The sequence below is a fragment of the Anaerotruncus colihominis genome (assembly GCF_010206195.1).
GTDB lineage: Bacteria > Bacillota > Clostridia > Oscillospirales > Ruminococcaceae > Anaerotruncus > Anaerotruncus colihominis_A.
This window is the reverse complement of sequence record NZ_VIQT01000008.1, coordinates 49,423-64,363: the sequence shown is the minus strand read 5'-3', so window position 1 is coordinate 64,363 and position 14,941 is coordinate 49,423. Positions and strand designations below refer to the sequence as shown.

Here is a 14,941-nt window from a genome sequence, read left to right as displayed (position 1 = left end):
GATACCTGACCGCCTCTTGCAACTAAAGGCGCCGGCTCATCCCTGTATGGCCAAATAACAGCCATACATTATGGCCATTATAACAGCCATAATGAAGGATGTAAAGGGGTTGGGCGGCGTGATTTCATATGGACCGTTATGGAAAACGATGGCAGAAAAAAAAGCGACAACTTACACATTAAGGGAAATTCACAGCATCAGCCATTCAACGGTTCAAAGACTGCAAAAAAACTTGCCTGTTTCCACTTACACGCTCGACCGCCTGTGCAAAATTCTTGATTGCCGGCTGGATGAAGTGGCGGAATATATGCCGGATGAAGCCTTGTGAGCCACACATGGCATGGTCAGACGGCAGCCCTGTGCCGGCCGTGCTTCTTACCCGCACAATTTAAAGCACAGGAGGCAGAACCGTGATTCGATATCGACCTCTGTGGGAAACCATGGCCAGAAAAAAAGCGACCACCTACACCCTGCGGGTGATATATGGCATGAGTCATGCAACGGTTCAGCGTCTACAGGCAAACCTGCCTGTATCAACGCATACGCTTGATAAGCTGTGCAAAATTTTCAATTGTCAGATTGGGGAAATCGTCGAGTACGTCCCCGACGGCGAGCTGTAGTCTCTCCTCCCTATTTTCCCCGGATAAACAAGAAAGGAACCATGCCGAAAGGCATGGTTCCTTTCTTGTTTATCCCATATTGTGCAAAAAAGCGGAATTGTTCATTACGATTCTTTCTCCATTTGATTTTTGTAGTTATATAGTTCAGTATATCAAGCTGCGGAAATTTTTCAACATATTATAGATATATTTTTCAGTATTTTCAAAGCTTCTTCTTTCCACAATACTAAGAGAAAAAGGTGTGGAGGGGGTAAGGCGTGGTAAGCTATGAACCATTGTGGCGTACAATGCAATCGCGGGGACTGACGACCTACACCCTCATTCACAAGTACAGGATCAACCCACGAACAATTTATAGCCTTAAACACAACATGGGCGTTACCGTTTATACGTTAGAGCGGCTATGCAACATTTTAGAATGTACGCCAAACGATATTTTGAAATTTGAATAAAGATCTTTTCCTGCGCCGCCTCTGGAAATGGCGTTCTGACCGCCGCCGGGCCTGCATATACTGCCATAGACAGTAATTGCAGGGGAGGTTTCGTCTTGAAAGGTCTGCCGGAGGAGCGCGCCATCACGTTCGCGCACTACATCATTGAACATAATACAACCGTCCGTGCTACCGCGAAGGAATTTCATATATCAAAGTCAACCGTACATAAAGATGTTACAGATCGTTTAAAGCGCATCAATCCGCTCATCTACGCACAGGTAAAGGAAGTGCTTGACCACAATAAATCCGAACGTCACATTCGTGGCGGAATTGCGACCAGGGAAAAATATGCGCGCATGAAAGCGCATGGATAAATTCAAGACGAAAAAGGGGCATAGCGTGCGCTATGCCCCTTTTGGACGCTTAAAAACGCTTGTTTCAGCAAGACGCACAAGAAATCGCTGATAAAATTGTACAGAAATCAATCAAATTCCTTTGGCTTTCTAGTTGACATTATTTGTCTGTTCGCTTATAATAGTTAACAGAAAGTTCATAAATCATTTGGGTTGTTACTGGTAACGCAGGCAAAACCAAATTTTGCATGGCTGATACAGCCTGTGCGAAATTTGGTTTTTTTGCATTTTACGGGGTATTTGTGGATGAGAATTTTAAAGGCCATCAACAATAATATTGTCAGCGCGCGCGATGAAAACGGCAAGGAGATTGTTGTTATGGGGCGCGGCATCGGTTTTAAATGCCGTGAGGGCGACAGCATCCCGCCGGAAGCGATTGAGAAAATCTTTCACATGGACACGCAAAACGAAACCGACCGTCTCAAACAGCTTTTTTCCTCCATGCCGCTTGAACATATCGAGGTCACAAACCGCATCATCGCCTATGCCCGCAAAATTTTAGGCAAGCGGCTCAATCACAGCATCTACATCACGCTGACCGACCACATCAGTTTTTCGGTCCTGCGGCTCAGGCAGAACATGATGTTTCACAACGCCCTGCTGGCTGAAATGAGGCGGTTTTATCCACAGGAATACTCCATCGGCCAATATGCGCTCGATCTGATTGCCAAAGAACTAGGCGCGCGTTTCCCGGACGACGAGGCCGCGTCGATCGCCATGCACATTGTCCATGCGGAATACGACATATCGCTCGGCGAGGCTGTTGATATCACACATCTGATCGATCGGATGCTCCAGATTGTGCGCGATTGGAACAGACGCCCGCTGGATGAGGCTTCCGTTGATTTTGACCGGTTTGTCACACATCTGAAATTCCTGGCGCAGCGCACGCTGCGCCAGGATCGCCCGCCGGCGGGCGATCGGGCGTTTTATGACGCCATCGCTGCGCTTTATCCTGACGAAACCGTCTGTGCCCACTGTGTTGGCGCTTATCTGAACGACGCGCATTCATTTTTAATCGGAGAGCAGGAGACAGCCTGTCTGGCGATTCATATCCGGCGTGTGACAGCTCCAGACGCGTAACGCGCTTTTTCAGCCTTCGGAATCTTTTTTCGAAAACAGCACAGACTATACTGCGCTGTGCCGCTAATACAATCCATAAAGACGCGCGGCATCCGCCGTGCATACAAGAAGGTAGTGACGATATGTTTGGAAAGCTCAAAAATATGTTTGGCGCAAAGGATGATTCCATTGTGATCCTCGCGCCCGTTGAAGGCGAGGTCGTGCCGGTCGCGCAGGTCAGCGACCCCACCTTCGGCGAGGAGATCCTCGGCAAAGGCGTGGCGATCAAGCCGGCTCGCGGCCGTGTTGTTGCGCCGGTGAGCGGCGAGGTTTCCCTGATGTTTGACACCGGCCATGCCGTCAGCATCGTTTCGGACGATGGCGCCGAGGTGCTTGTACATGTCGGACTTGATACTGTGAGCCTCAAGGGTCGGTTTTACACGGCGCATGTCAAGACCGGCGACCGCATCAAGGCGGGCGATCTGTTGATTGAATTCGATATGGAGGGAATCAGCGGAGCGGGCTATCAGGTCATCACGCCCGTCGTTGTCTGTAATTCCGGCGACTTTTCTCAAATTGAAACCTTTACGGGCAAACATGCCGGCGAATTAGAGGAGCTGATCCGCCTGCGCAAATAATAAACGGCAACCCATCTGCGGATGGAAGGAGGGATTTTTCTTGTTCAAAGGCCATGGAAGAAGCGTCTTTTCCGGCGTCGCGATCGGATCTGTCTACGCGTTTGAGCGCGTGAGCGCCCCCGCACGCCATGTCCCGGTTCTCGACGAGGCGACGGAGCTTTCACGCTTTCACACCGCCAAGGAAACGGCCGCGGAGCAGCTTCGCGCGCTGTATGAAAAAACGCGGCGCGAAATCGGCGAGGACGAGGCAATGATCATCGATGTGCAGATGATGATGCTCGACGACGGCGACTATAACGACGCCATTGAGGAAAGCATCCGCGGCGGAAAAGGCGCCGACGCGGCCGTCGCGGCCGCCGGACGGCAGTTTTCAGAATTTTTCGCTTCGCTCGACGACCCGTACATGAAGGCACGCGCGGCCGACGTGCGCGATGTGTCGCAGCGCCTGTCCGACATCCTGTGCGGCCGCGAGGGCGTGCCGGCGCTCACCGAACCGATGGTGCTTGTGGCGGATGATTTGACGCCGAGCGAAACGGTCGCGCTCGACAAAAACAACATCCTCGCGTTTGTCACGCGGCAGGGTTCGGCCAACTCGCACACGGCGATTCTCGCGCGTATTATGAACATCCCTTCGCTTGTGCAGGCCGACGTACCGGACGGGGAAAAGCTGCATGGGCGTATGATTGCGGTCGACGGCTTCACAGGGGAGTATTTTCTCGATCCGGACGAGGCGACCGTGGCGCGCCTGCGTGAAAAACGGCGCGCGGACACCGAGCAGCGGCGCGCGCTCGACGCGGTGCGCGGACTGCCCTCTGTAACAAAGTCTGGCAGACAGGTGCGCCTTTACGCGAACATCGGCGGACCGGAGGATGTCCCCGCCGTGCTCTTTAACGACGCCGAGGGCGTCGGGCTGTTCCGCAGCGAGTTTCTTTATCTGGGCCGCGACGATTATCCGAGCGAGGACGAACAGTTCGAAGCGTACCGCAAGGTCGCCGAGCAGATGGGCGGCAAGCCTGTTATCATCCGCACGCTCGACATCGGCGCGGATAAGAAGGCCGACTACTTCGGCCTGGCGCGCGAGGAAAACCCCGCGCTCGGCTTTCGGGCGATCCGTATCTGCCTGGAGCGGCCGGAGCTGTTCAAGACACAGCTTCGCGCGATCTACCGCGCGTCCGCTTACGGCAAGGTAGCAGTCATGTTCCCGATGATCATCTCGCCCGACGAGACGAAACGCGCTCTGGCGCTGGCCGCCGAAGCGCGCGCCGAGCTGGCCGCGCGGGGAATCGTGGTCGACGAGATTGAACGCGGCGTCATGATCGAAACGCCTGCCGCCGTCATGGTCAGCGCCGAGCTTGCAAAGCTTGTCGATTTTTTCAGCGTCGGCACCAACGACCTGACGCAGTATACGCTTGCAATCGACCGTCAGAACGAGCAGCTTGACAAATTTTATGATCCGCATCATCCGGCTGTGCTGGAAATGCTGCGCGTCATCGCGCAAAACGCCCATGCAGCCGGTATCTGGGCGGGCATCTGCGGCGAACTGGCCGCGGACGCCGAATTGACGGACACGTTTTTGAAAATGGGCTACGACGAGCTTTCCGTATCGCCGCCGTTCATTTTGGAGCTGCGCAAACGCATCCGCGACAGCGCGGTATAAAAACTTCGGACGTTTTAAAAGGAGGGATTTCCCATGCGTGAAATCAAGTATACGATTACAGACGAACTGGGCATCCACGCCCGGCCGGCAGGACAGCTTGTCAAGCAGGCGTCCGCCTTCAAATGCGACATCAAAGCCGCTTCGCCCGCAAAATCGGTCGACGCCAAGCGCATCATGGGCGTGATGGGGCTTGCGATTAAAAAGGGCGATGTGCTGACCATGACCTTCGACGGCCCGGACGAGGACGCGGCCGCCGCCGCGCTCGAGGCGTTTTTGAAGGAAAATCTCTGATCCCATCAAGGGCTGTTTGAAGCCTATAACAGATTGTCAAACGGATTTAAGGTGCGATGAATCCCATGGCTAAAATCAGTTTTCCTGATCAAGGATATTCAAAAAAGCGCAGAGCACGATTTTTTCTTTTATTGTTCTCCGGCCTGTTCATGCTTCTGGCGGCCTGCCATGCGCAGCAGGACGGCGCCCCTTCATCGGGGCCGCCATCCTCGCAGGATGCAGTCCCGCCGGCTGTACAGGCCGGGGAGGATGTCGCCGGCACAGCATCAAGCGGGCCTATGCCGCAAACGCCTTTAAGCCGCGAGGAATATTTTGCAGTCCAGCGCCCGTTTGTTCAAAACGAGACGGCTGCCTCTGACGCTGCCTTTATATGCAGCCTGGAGGACGATTTGCTCCTAGTTACAGATCAGATATCGGGCGATTGTTTTTCCCCAGTGCATGAACGCGTGCGCACATTTTGGCGGTTCGGGAATTTGCTTTATATCAATGGGTTTGATACCGGTCTGATCGAGTACGACCTGTCCGCGCGCGCTTCAAAGGTTCTGTATGCCGACAGTAAAATCGCATCGATCAGCCTGAATTCAGAGGTTGCTTTCTTCGTGGAAAACTGCACGGCCAACCGGTTTTATTCCGGGTTGGAGCTTGATACAGTGTTGTCCGCCGGAGAATCCGCGATTCACCGCCTGTATCTGCCGTCCGGCCAGGATGAAATCATTTATAAGGCCGACGGAATTGCAGTATGCCGTCCGGTGTCAAATCAGGTTATCCAAATTGCGGTTGACAACCCGGAGTTTATAGAATATCTGCTGGAAACCGGCGATCTTAACAACGGGGCGAATATCCCTGAGTATCAGTGGTATCTGTACAACATTGCGGATCAAACAGAGCAGCCGTATGACCCCCGGCTGGAGGATCCGAACTTTTGGGGGAGCAAAAAATAATTTATAAAACTACAACAGTGAATGACAACCGGGGAACGCCGGCCCTGTGGGGCCGGTTCTCATAGACAACAGTCATAAAAGGAGGGTATCTGTTATGATGAAGTATTTACAGAAGCTCGGCAAATCCCTGATGCTGCCGGTCGCCTGTCTGCCGGCCGCCGGTATTCTGATGGGTATCGGCTACTGGATCAGCCCGTCGGTCATGTCGGGCGTCGGCGACCCGAACGTGTTCGCGTTCTTCCTGGTTAAGGCAGGCGGCGCGATCATCGACAATATGGCGATCCTGTTCGCCATCGGCGTCGCGCTCGGCATGGCCGACGACCGCGACGGTACATCGGCGCTCGCTGGTATCGTTTCCTGGCTGATGACGCAGCTTTTGCTGTCGCCCGCCGTTGTGTCGGTCCTGACCGGCGCGGAGGCGAACATGGCTTTCGGCAAGATCAACAACCAGTTTATCGGTATCATCAGCGGTTTGATCGGCGCCACCTGCTACAACAGGTTTAAGAATACCAAGCTGCCCGACGCGTTCGGCTTCTTCAGCGGCAAGCGCAGCGTCGCCATTGTGGCAGCGCTTGTCACAATTGTCGTGGATCTGATCCTGTTCTTTGTCTGGCCGATCGTCTACATGGGTCTCGTCGCGTTTGGCGGATGGATTCTCAGCACCGGCCCGATCGGCGTGGGTATTTACGCGTTCTTCAACCGTCTGCTGATCCCCGTGGGTCTGCATCACGCGCTCAACTCCGTGTTCTGGTTCGACGTGGCCAATATCGCCGATATCGCGCGTTTCTGGGGCACCAACCCCGACCTGCCGGGCACACTCGGCGTCACGGGCCAGTATATGGTCGGCTTCTTCCCGGTCATGATGTTCGGCCTGCCCGCCGCCGCGCTTGCTATGTACCACACATCCAAGCCGCAGAAGAAAAAGCTCGCCTACGGTCTTTTGGTCTCCGCAGCGTTCTGCGCGTTCTTCACAGGCGTTACCGAACCGCTTGAGTTCTCCTTTATGTTCCTGGCTCCGGGACTCTATATCGTACACGCGCTGCTGACCGGCGTCTCCGCCGCTGTCTGCGCCGTGCTGCCGGTGCGCGCGGGCTTTAACTTCAGCGCCGGTTTCGTCGACTGGTTCCTCAGCTTCAAGGCCCCGATGGCGCTCAATCCGTGGCTCATCATCCCGATCGGCCTTGCGTTCGCCGTCCTCTATTACCTGCTGTTCCGGGTCATCATCGTCAAATTCAACCTCAAAACGCCCGGCCGTGAGGATGACGACGATATCGAAGCGGAACAGAAGATCACCATTTCCAACGCCAATTTTGCCGCCGTTGCGGCAGGCATTCTTGAGGGCCTTGGCGGCAAGGACAACATCACCTCCGTCGACAACTGCATCACCCGCCTGCGCCTTGAGATCAAAAATTATGAGCTTGTCAGCGATAAGAAGATCAAGGCGGCCGGGGCCGCGGGCGTTATTCGTCCGAGCAAAACAAGCGTTCAGGTCATTATTGGCACACAGGTCCAGTTCGTGGCCGATGAATTTAAAAAGCTGCTTTAAGCCGTTCTGAAAAGAAGCGGCCAAACCGGCGGGGACGGGCGGGGATCCGCCCGTCCCCGCCGTGTATCAGCGAATACAAAGGAGGGGGTTCGCCGTGGAATATCAGGTCCATACCATTAGTACGCGCGCTGAATTGTCCGCTTGCCCTGTCTTTCTGATCGACCATTTCCAGTGGACCTGCCAGCGGCGGCCGGCGGCCTGGGGGCGCATGGGCTATCTGCGGGGTACGGGGCTTTGCGTGGAGCTTGTCTGCGAGGAGCGCGATCCGTTGCGCGTTTATCACAACCCGCAGGACCCCGTTTGCCGCGACAGCGCGCTTGAAGCGTTTTTCGCATTTGGGGATCTGCCGGGAGAACCTGTGCGAAACGACGGCTTTTACTGCAATTTTGAACTCAACGCCAACGGCGCGATGTATGCAAAGCTTGGGCGCGGGCGTAAAAACCGCCGCCCGCTTACGCCAAAGGAATACGCGCTCTGCGCGCCGCGCGCGCAGCTTGGCGCGCAAAACTGGTCCGTGGAGCTGACCGTGCCAAAGGCGCTGCTCGCGTCCCAATTGGGACGCGCTCCATTTTCGCCCGGCGGGCAGTTCTTCTGCAATTTTTACAAAATTTCCGAGTCGCCCGAAATCGAGCACTATGCGAGCTTTTCGCCAATCAACAGCGAAACGCCAAACTTTCATCTGCCAGAATGTTTTGCGCGCGCCGTGCTTGTCTGAGGGGCTTTTATTTTGCCGCACGCACTGCTATAATGAAATCAAACCGGTTCTGCTGACAAGACCGCCTTAAAAGGAGGCAGCGTTATATTTGTCAACAGCCCTGAATCCGCGAGAGGTGATCGATATGAGAATTTACCGGGCAAAGGATTATCAAGACATGAGCCGCAAGGCGGCAAATATTATTTCGGCGCAGGTTATCATGAAGCCGAATTGTGTGCTTGGACTGGCTACAGGGTCAAGCCCGATCGGCGCGTATAAGCAGTTGATCGAGTGGTACCATAAAGGGGACATCGATTTTTCTGAGGTGCGCACCGTCAACCTTGACGAATATAAAGGGCTTGACCGTGATAACGATCAAAGCTACTATTATTTCATGCACAAAAATTTCTTTGACGCCGTCAATATCCCGCCGGAAAGCATCAACATCCCCAATGGCATGGAGCCTGACGCCGCTAAGGAATGCGCCCGGTACGACGAGGTGATCCGTTCGCTCGGCGGCATCGATCTCCAGCTGCTTGGCCTGGGCCATAACGGCCACATCGGCTTTAACGAGCCTGGGGAAGCGTTTGAAAAGGAGACGCACTGTGTCGCGCTTACTGAAAGCACCATCGAAGCAAACAAACGCTTTTTTGAGCGCGAGGAGGACGTGCCCCGTTTTGCCTATACCATGGGGATTCGTTCGATCATGCAGGCACACAGCATTCTGCTGGTTGTCAGCGGGCAGGACAAGGCGGAGATCGTCAAAAGGGCCTTTTTCGGGCCGGTCACGCCGCAGGTGCCCGCGTCTGTGCTCCAGCTTCACAATCATGTCACTTTGGTCGGCGACGAGGCGGCCCTCTCGCTGATCTGATTAGGCGCGCGCTTTGCAGCTTTTCCGCCGCACAGGCGAACGCTTTTTGGGAGGTACCGCTATGATTATCAAAAACGCGCGGGTCTTTACTGAGGACGCCGTATTCGTCCAAAAGGACATCCTGATTGAGGATGGCGTCTTTACGGAGCAGGCCGGCGGCCAAACAATCGACGCGGCCGGCTGCTACGCCATCCCCGGCCTGGTCGACGTCCATTTTCATGGATGTGTGGGCCATGATTTCTGCGACGGCACGCATGAAGCCATCACCGCCATCGCACAGTATCAGGCAAAAAACGGCGTCACAGCCATCTGTCCGGCAACCATGACGCTGCCTGAATCCATGCTCGAAACCGTCTGCCGCGCCGCCGCGTCCTGGAAGCCCGGGCCGGACTGCGCAGCGCTCGTCGGCATCAATATGGAAGGTCCGTTCGTCTCGCTTGAAAAGTGCGGCGCACAGAATCCCGCCTATATCCATGCGCCCGACGCGGCCATGTTCCGCCGCCTGCAGCAGGCGTCCGGCGGACTGATCCGCCTGCTGGCCGTCGCGCCCGAAACACAGGGCGCGCTCGATATGATCCGTGCGCTTGACGGCGAGGTGCTCTGCTCCATTGCGCATACCACGGCTGGCTATGACCTGGCCGCCGAGGCTATCGCCGCGGGCGCGCGCCATATCACGCACCTTTATAACGCCATGCCGCCGCTTTCGCACCGCGCGCCCGGCGTCATCGGCGCGGCGTCCGACGCCCAGGACTGCGAGGCCGAGCTGATTGCCGACGGCGTGCATATCCATCCGTCGGCTGTCCGCGCTGCGTTTCGCCTGTTTGGAAACGGCGACCGGATCATCCTGATCAGCGACAGTATGATGGCCACAGGCCTTTCCGACGGTGATTATTCGCTTGGCGGACAGGCTGTCAAGGTCGTCGGTAATCTCGCCACGCTTGAGAGCGGCACGATCGCCGGCTCGGCCACAAACCTCATGGACTGTATGCGCACCGCCGTGCGCGCCATGGGCATCCCGCTGGAGACGGCTGTAAAATGCGCGGCCGTCAATCCGGCGCGCTCAATCGGCGTCTATGACCGTCATGGCAGCATCACGCCAGGTAAGGCCGCGAACGTTGTCCTGCTCGATGAAAAGCTCGAGATCCAATCAGTCATCTTAAACGGCACGGTGCTCTGACCGTCCATAAAACAGCCGCCCCGTTCCGCGTTTTTCACGGAACGGGGCGGCTGTTATTTCCAAACGATTTAGCGGGCGCCGCCCGATTTTGCCATCCGCGCGGCGGCTTGTCCGGCCGCTATGCCCGTATTCCAGGCCCAGTGCAGATTATATCCGCCGCAGTCGCCCGCCGCGTCGAGCAGCTCGCCTGTTAAAAACAAGCCCCTGCGGCGGCGCGACATACAGGTTTCAGGGTCAATTTCCGAAAGCGGCACGCCGCCGCCAGTCGTCTGCGCCTGCTCCCAGGAGAGCGGGCCTGTCACCTCGAACGTCCAGCCCTTGAGCGCGCGGACGAGCGCGGCGATCTGCTCGGCGTCCACTCCGGCAACCGGACGCGACAGCGGCGCAAGGCCAACCGATTTCATAACGGCATAGCCAACCCGCTTCGGGACAGTCCCGAGCAGCCATTCCTCCAGTGTTTCACATGTGCTGCGGCGCGCATCGAGAAACGCCGCCAAACGCTGTGTCTCCCAATCTGGGAAAAGGTCGATTTCAAGCCTATACGGCGCGGCCGGTTTCCACAGCAGGCAGGAGAGCTGCAATGCCGGGATGCCTGAAAGGCCGTAATCTGTGAATAGCCATTCGCCTGTCTGCTCCCCAAGCCGGCGCCCCGCACAAGTCAATATGCCACGCGCACGGACACGGATTCCCTTCAGGCCGCCGGCAAAGGCATTTTTACATTTGAGCGGGACAAGGCATGGATACAGCTGCGTGACCGTATGCCCCAAATCACGGGCGGCCTGATACAGTCCGCCTGTACCGCCCAGCTTCGGCGCGGCCAGACCGCCGCCTGCCAGAATGGCGCATCGCGCGGTCACGCAGCGGCCGTCCGCGGCTGTCACCGCAAAGCCCTGGCCGCGCGGCTCAACGGCCGCGACATCAAATTTCAGCGCGGTGCGGACGCACCGCCGCCGTATGGCGGCAAGCAGGCAATCGAGCGCCATCGACGCCTGAAAGCAATACGGATATATTTTCCCATCCTCCGGTGCGCTGCACAACAGCCCAAGCTCCTCAAAAAACGAGATCGTTTTCTGTGCCGGCATCTGTGCAAGCATCTCTGTCAGCGCAGCCCGATCGCTGGTATGATAATGCCGCGCGCTGATTTCAAGATTCGTCAGATTGCAGCGTCCGTTTCCTGTCGCAAGTATCTTTTTGCCGACGCGATCCATCCGCTCCAGCAAGAGCACGCGCGCGCCCGCAGCGGCGGCTGTGACCGCCGCCGCAAGCCCCGACGCTCCGCCTCCGGCGATCGCCACGTCAAAGCCGGTCGTCTGTTCCTTCAATCAATCCACCGCCTGTCCTAAGACCAGTATACCGCCTTTGAAGCGGCAGCGCAAGTTTTTCCGATTTTCAAACGCCTGAAAATTAGGCCCTAACGCATGGGCTCCTTTATGAAGCGCCGCCGGCAAAAGGCGGGGGCCCCAAAAATAGGCTCCGGCCTTTTGCCGTATCCGCCGCCTTACGGCAAGGCGTACACATATGATTCGGTTGCAATGCGTCCCGCTAACCGCGGCGGCGCAGATGGATCGCAAAGCCGCCGACCTCCTCCTGCAAATAGGCTGCCACGACGCCCGCGCCGTCCACGGCAAGCCCTTCCTCCCGGAATGCGACGCCATGCGCCTGATACCAGGCCATCGCGCGTTCAATATGGTTGACCGCAATCGCCAGATGTCCGTGTGCGCCCAGAAACGGCTTTTTTACCAGCTCGGCGGCCGATCCGGCGAACCAGGCCCCCGGCAGCTCCCTGGGCGCGAAGCCGAACAGGCGGTCCAGCGCCTTTGCGCGCTGTTCAGCTTCCTGCGCGTCGGCACAGTTCATACCCACATGGCATAGCTGAGGGTCGAACATTGTCTGCACCGCCGCGCGGCAAAGCGTTTCAATTTCATCGAAGCGCCCGGCGTCCACCAGATTGGACGGCGCCATAAAGCTTCCGCCGCAGCAGAGTACATTCGGCAAACTGAGGTATGCATTCAGGTTATGCAGGCCGACGCCTCCAGTCGGTATAAACCGGACCTGTTGATACGGACCTCCCAAAGCGCGAAGCGCCTCAACGCCGCCGCTTTGCTCCGCCGGAAAGAACTTCAGATCCGTAAAACCCATTGACAACGCCTGTTCCACCTCGGTCGCCGTGGAAACGCCGGGATAAAGCGGGATTTCATGGTCTTTACACCAGGCGGCAACCGCAGGTGAAAACCCTGGCGTTACAAGAAACCGTGCACCGGCTTTAACCGCCGCCTCGGCCTGATCCACATTCAGGATTGTCCCTGCGCCGAGCAGCATTCCGGGCCGTTCGGATGCGATGTCTGCGACAGCCTGCGCCGCCGCCTCTGTGCGGAAGGTCACTTCAATCACATCAATTCCGGCGGCCAGAAGCGCGTCGCACAGCGGCACGGCATGGCGCGCGTCCCCAATGACGGCAACCGGCAGCATCCCGGCGGCATAGAGCCGTTTTGCGCATTCATGCATTGGCCGGTTCCCCCTTCTCCATAAAGGCGGCAAGCTGCGCGCGCACCGGCAAGCCGTCGTTGTCTCCCACACTCATGACCTGAATTGCTCCAATCGCATTGCCCCGGCGAACGGCTTCGCACAGGGGCAGCCCTTCCAAAAGCCCGCTGAGGACGCCCACCGCAAAGCCGTCGCCGGCGCCGACTGTATCGACCACCTGCCTGACAGGGAACCCTTTCGCCCAAAAAGACTTTTCCGATGTGCAGGCGTAAGCGCCCGCGCTCCCGTTCTTGACTACAACGGTTTTCGTGCCGAGGCCGAGATAAAAGGCGGCGATTTCCTCACAGGTGCGCGCCCCTGTCAGCGTTTGGCCCTCAGCGATCCCAGGCAGGAACAGATCTGCCCGCGCCGCCAGGTCGTTGACAAAGCGCGTCATTGTCTCCCTGTCGGGCCAGAGCTGCGGGCGCAGATTGGGATCAAAGGAGAAAAACATCCCTTCGGCCCGCGCGCGGTCCGCCAGCGCGAGCGTCGCCGCGCGGCAGCCGTCCGACAGGGCGGGCAGTATCCCCGTCATATGCAAAACGCCGTAACAGGAAATATCCAGTTTTTCCACATCAGCCGCGCAGAGCGTCGATGCGGCCGAACCCTTGCGGAAATAAAAGATTTCCGGATCGCCTGCGCGCACCTTCGATTTGAGCATAAATCCCGTGGGACGGCCAGCGCAGAAGCCCGTAAGCTCCGTGCCGATGCCGTTTTCCTGCATACCGCGGACGATACGTCTGCCAAATGGATCGTCCCCCAGCTTCGTCAGATATCCAACCGTATGTTCCAACCGGCGCAGGCCGACCGCCACATTGTATTCAGCGCCGGCAATGGCCGCCGTATAGCCGTCCACACATTCCAAAGGCCCTTCGCTCTGTGCGATGAACAAGGCCATCGGTTCGCCGGCCAGCAAAACGCCTTGCTTCATAATCATTCCCCCATCCGCCGCATTGCGCGGCACAGTCCCAGTACGCGCGATGATTCACATGCAGTCCTCTTTTTATCACGCTTTCCAGGGGATTTTGACGCCCATGTCTTCCGAAAGCGCCTCAATCGAACCCACCACATCGTCCGGCAGTTTCATCCCCTCGCTTACGGCGCGCGCGTAACGCTCCCATTCGATTTCGCCAGGGGTATAGATGCGCGTGGAGCCTTGGGCCTTGGGCGCCTTGCGCAGCGCCGTGGCCATCTGCTCATTCTGCTGCACATACGCCTGCGCGCCGCCGAACATCTCGGGATTGACAACTAAAAACGCGTGGCTCACATTGTTTGGCTTGTCAAGCTCAAAGCACCAGGAGACGATTTTGCCGCTCATACTGGTGGCGGCGTTGGCAAGCGCACCGGTCAAAAGGTCCACCAGAATCGACAGCCCATACCCCTTGTGGGCAGCCATGGGCTGCATAGCGCCCTCCTCCGGATAATGGCTCGGATCGGTGGTGGGCAGGCCGTCTTTGTCGACGATCCAGCCATCCGGAATCTGACGGCCGTCCTTGCGCGCCTGCACCACCTTGAGCGACGCCACATTGCTCATGGCGATATCCAGAAAAATGGAGGGGGTACTCTTTGCCGGAGCGGCATAGGCCAGCGGATTGTTGCCAAGCAGCATCCCTTTTGCGCCGGGCGCGGTCATATTGGGATCCACATTGCTGAAACACAGGCCCAGCATCCCGGCCTTCGCGGCCATGTTGGCGTAAAATCCGGCCGCGCCGAAATGGCTGCTGCGGCAAACAGCCACAAGCGCCACGCCCGATTTGCGCGCCTTTTCAATAGCAAGCTCCATAGCCCTGTAGGAGGCGCATTCACCCATGCCGTTTTGAGCGTCCAAAAGCGCGTAGGCCGGGCCGTCGGTCAGGACCTTGAGGGTCGCGTGGATATCCATCCCGCCCGCGCGGAATTTTTTAATATAGTTATGCAGGTTTTTCGTCCCGTGGGAGTGCGTCCCATACGCGTCCGTCTCGGCGAGCGCCTCGGCGCAGCGGCGCGCGTCGCCGCTTTCCATGCCCTCATGCTCCAGCGCTGCCGTGCAGAACGCCTTTAAGTCCTCCAGCGCGATGATATGTTCCATCGAATC

17 protein-coding genes are annotated in these 14,941 nt (G+C 57.3%); 13 read left to right on the top strand and 4 right to left on the bottom strand.

Annotated features, from left to right (window positions below):
- Positions 1-118 precede the first annotated feature (118 nt).
- The 13 genes from FMM72_RS03810 to nagA all read left to right on the top strand — a co-directional run bounded on the left by FMM72_RS03810 (position 119) and on the right by nagA (position 10,344).
- Entirely contained in the window at positions 119-328 is a 210-nt protein-coding gene (locus FMM72_RS03810; protein WP_160209526.1) for a helix-turn-helix domain-containing protein, read from the top strand.
- Positions 329-410: 82 nt separating this feature from the next.
- Positions 411-620, top strand: coding sequence for a helix-turn-helix domain-containing protein (locus tag FMM72_RS03805; protein WP_160209469.1), 210 nt, complete (start codon positions 411-413; stop codon positions 618-620).
- Between the two features lie 287 nt (positions 621-907).
- Complete coding sequence (locus tag FMM72_RS03800) at positions 908-1,072, top strand: helix-turn-helix domain-containing protein (protein ID WP_201758523.1); 165 nt, start codon at positions 908-910, stop codon at positions 1,070-1,072.
- 95 nt (positions 1,073-1,167) lie between these two features.
- Positions 1,168-1,428, top strand: a complete 261-nt coding sequence (gene spoIIID, locus FMM72_RS03795) for a sporulation transcriptional regulator SpoIIID (protein WP_160209471.1) — start codon at positions 1,168-1,170, stop codon at positions 1,426-1,428.
- 285 nt (positions 1,429-1,713) lie between these two features.
- A complete protein-coding gene (gene licT, locus FMM72_RS03790) occupies positions 1,714-2,550 on the top strand; it encodes a BglG family transcription antiterminator LicT (RefSeq protein WP_243157717.1) in 837 nt (278 codons plus the stop codon).
- A gap of 122 nt (positions 2,551-2,672) precedes the next feature.
- On the top strand, positions 2,673-3,167 hold the full coding sequence (locus FMM72_RS03785) for a PTS sugar transporter subunit IIA (protein ID WP_160209472.1): 495 nt from the start codon (positions 2,673-2,675) through the stop codon (positions 3,165-3,167).
- A gap of 40 nt (positions 3,168-3,207) precedes the next feature.
- A complete protein-coding gene (gene ptsP, locus FMM72_RS03780) occupies positions 3,208-4,824 on the top strand; it encodes a phosphoenolpyruvate--protein phosphotransferase (RefSeq protein ID WP_162220644.1) in 1,617 nt (538 codons plus the stop codon).
- 33 nt (positions 4,825-4,857) lie between these two features.
- Positions 4,858-5,115, top strand: a complete 258-nt coding sequence (locus tag FMM72_RS03775; RefSeq protein WP_006875503.1) for an HPr family phosphocarrier protein — start codon at positions 4,858-4,860, stop codon at positions 5,113-5,115.
- A gap of 65 nt (positions 5,116-5,180) precedes the next feature.
- Positions 5,181-6,056 (top strand): hypothetical protein, encoded by an 876-nt coding sequence (locus tag FMM72_RS03770; protein ID WP_162220643.1) that lies wholly within the window; start codon positions 5,181-5,183, stop codon positions 6,054-6,056.
- A 94-nt stretch (positions 6,057-6,150) separates the two neighbouring features.
- Entirely contained in the window at positions 6,151-7,602 is a 1,452-nt protein-coding gene (gene nagE / locus FMM72_RS03765; RefSeq protein ID WP_180322871.1) for an N-acetylglucosamine-specific PTS transporter subunit IIBC, read from the top strand.
- A 94-nt stretch (positions 7,603-7,696) separates the two neighbouring features.
- Positions 7,697-8,317: a carbohydrate-binding family 9-like protein gene (locus tag FMM72_RS03760; protein WP_162220642.1), complete on the top strand. Its 621-nt coding sequence runs from the start codon at positions 7,697-7,699 to the stop codon at positions 8,315-8,317.
- 124 nt (positions 8,318-8,441) lie between these two features.
- Positions 8,442-9,167 carry a glucosamine-6-phosphate deaminase gene (gene nagB / locus FMM72_RS03755; protein ID WP_160209529.1) on the top strand — a complete coding sequence of 242 codons (726 nt, stop codon included), beginning with the start codon at positions 8,442-8,444 and terminating at the stop codon, positions 9,165-9,167.
- A gap of 61 nt (positions 9,168-9,228) precedes the next feature.
- Positions 9,229-10,344 carry an N-acetylglucosamine-6-phosphate deacetylase gene (gene nagA, locus FMM72_RS03750; protein ID WP_162220641.1) on the top strand — a complete coding sequence of 372 codons (1,116 nt, stop codon included), beginning with the start codon at positions 9,229-9,231 and terminating at the stop codon, positions 10,342-10,344.
- 68 nt (positions 10,345-10,412) lie between these two features.
- Here nagA and FMM72_RS03745 read toward each other — a convergent pair whose 3' ends face one another.
- The 4 genes from FMM72_RS03745 to FMM72_RS03730 all read right to left on the bottom strand — a co-directional run bounded on the left by FMM72_RS03745 (position 10,413) and on the right by FMM72_RS03730 (position 14,935).
- Positions 10,413-11,666, bottom strand: coding sequence for an NAD(P)/FAD-dependent oxidoreductase (locus tag FMM72_RS03745; protein WP_162220640.1), 1,254 nt, complete (start codon positions 11,664-11,666; stop codon positions 10,413-10,415).
- Between the two features lie 220 nt (positions 11,667-11,886).
- Positions 11,887-12,849, bottom strand: coding sequence for a bifunctional 4-hydroxy-2-oxoglutarate aldolase/2-dehydro-3-deoxy-phosphogluconate aldolase (gene eda / locus FMM72_RS03740; RefSeq protein WP_162220639.1), 963 nt, complete (start codon positions 12,847-12,849; stop codon positions 11,887-11,889).
- Entirely contained in the window at positions 12,842-13,804 is a 963-nt protein-coding gene (locus FMM72_RS03735) for a sugar kinase (RefSeq protein ID WP_306815414.1), read from the bottom strand. Before FMM72_RS03735 ends, eda begins: the two co-directional genes overlap by 8 nt.
- Before the next feature lie 69 nt (positions 13,805-13,873).
- Complete coding sequence (locus tag FMM72_RS03730; RefSeq protein ID WP_162220638.1) at positions 13,874-14,935, bottom strand: Ldh family oxidoreductase; 1,062 nt, start codon at positions 14,933-14,935, stop codon at positions 13,874-13,876.
- Between the last annotated feature and the right edge of the window lie 6 nt (positions 14,936-14,941).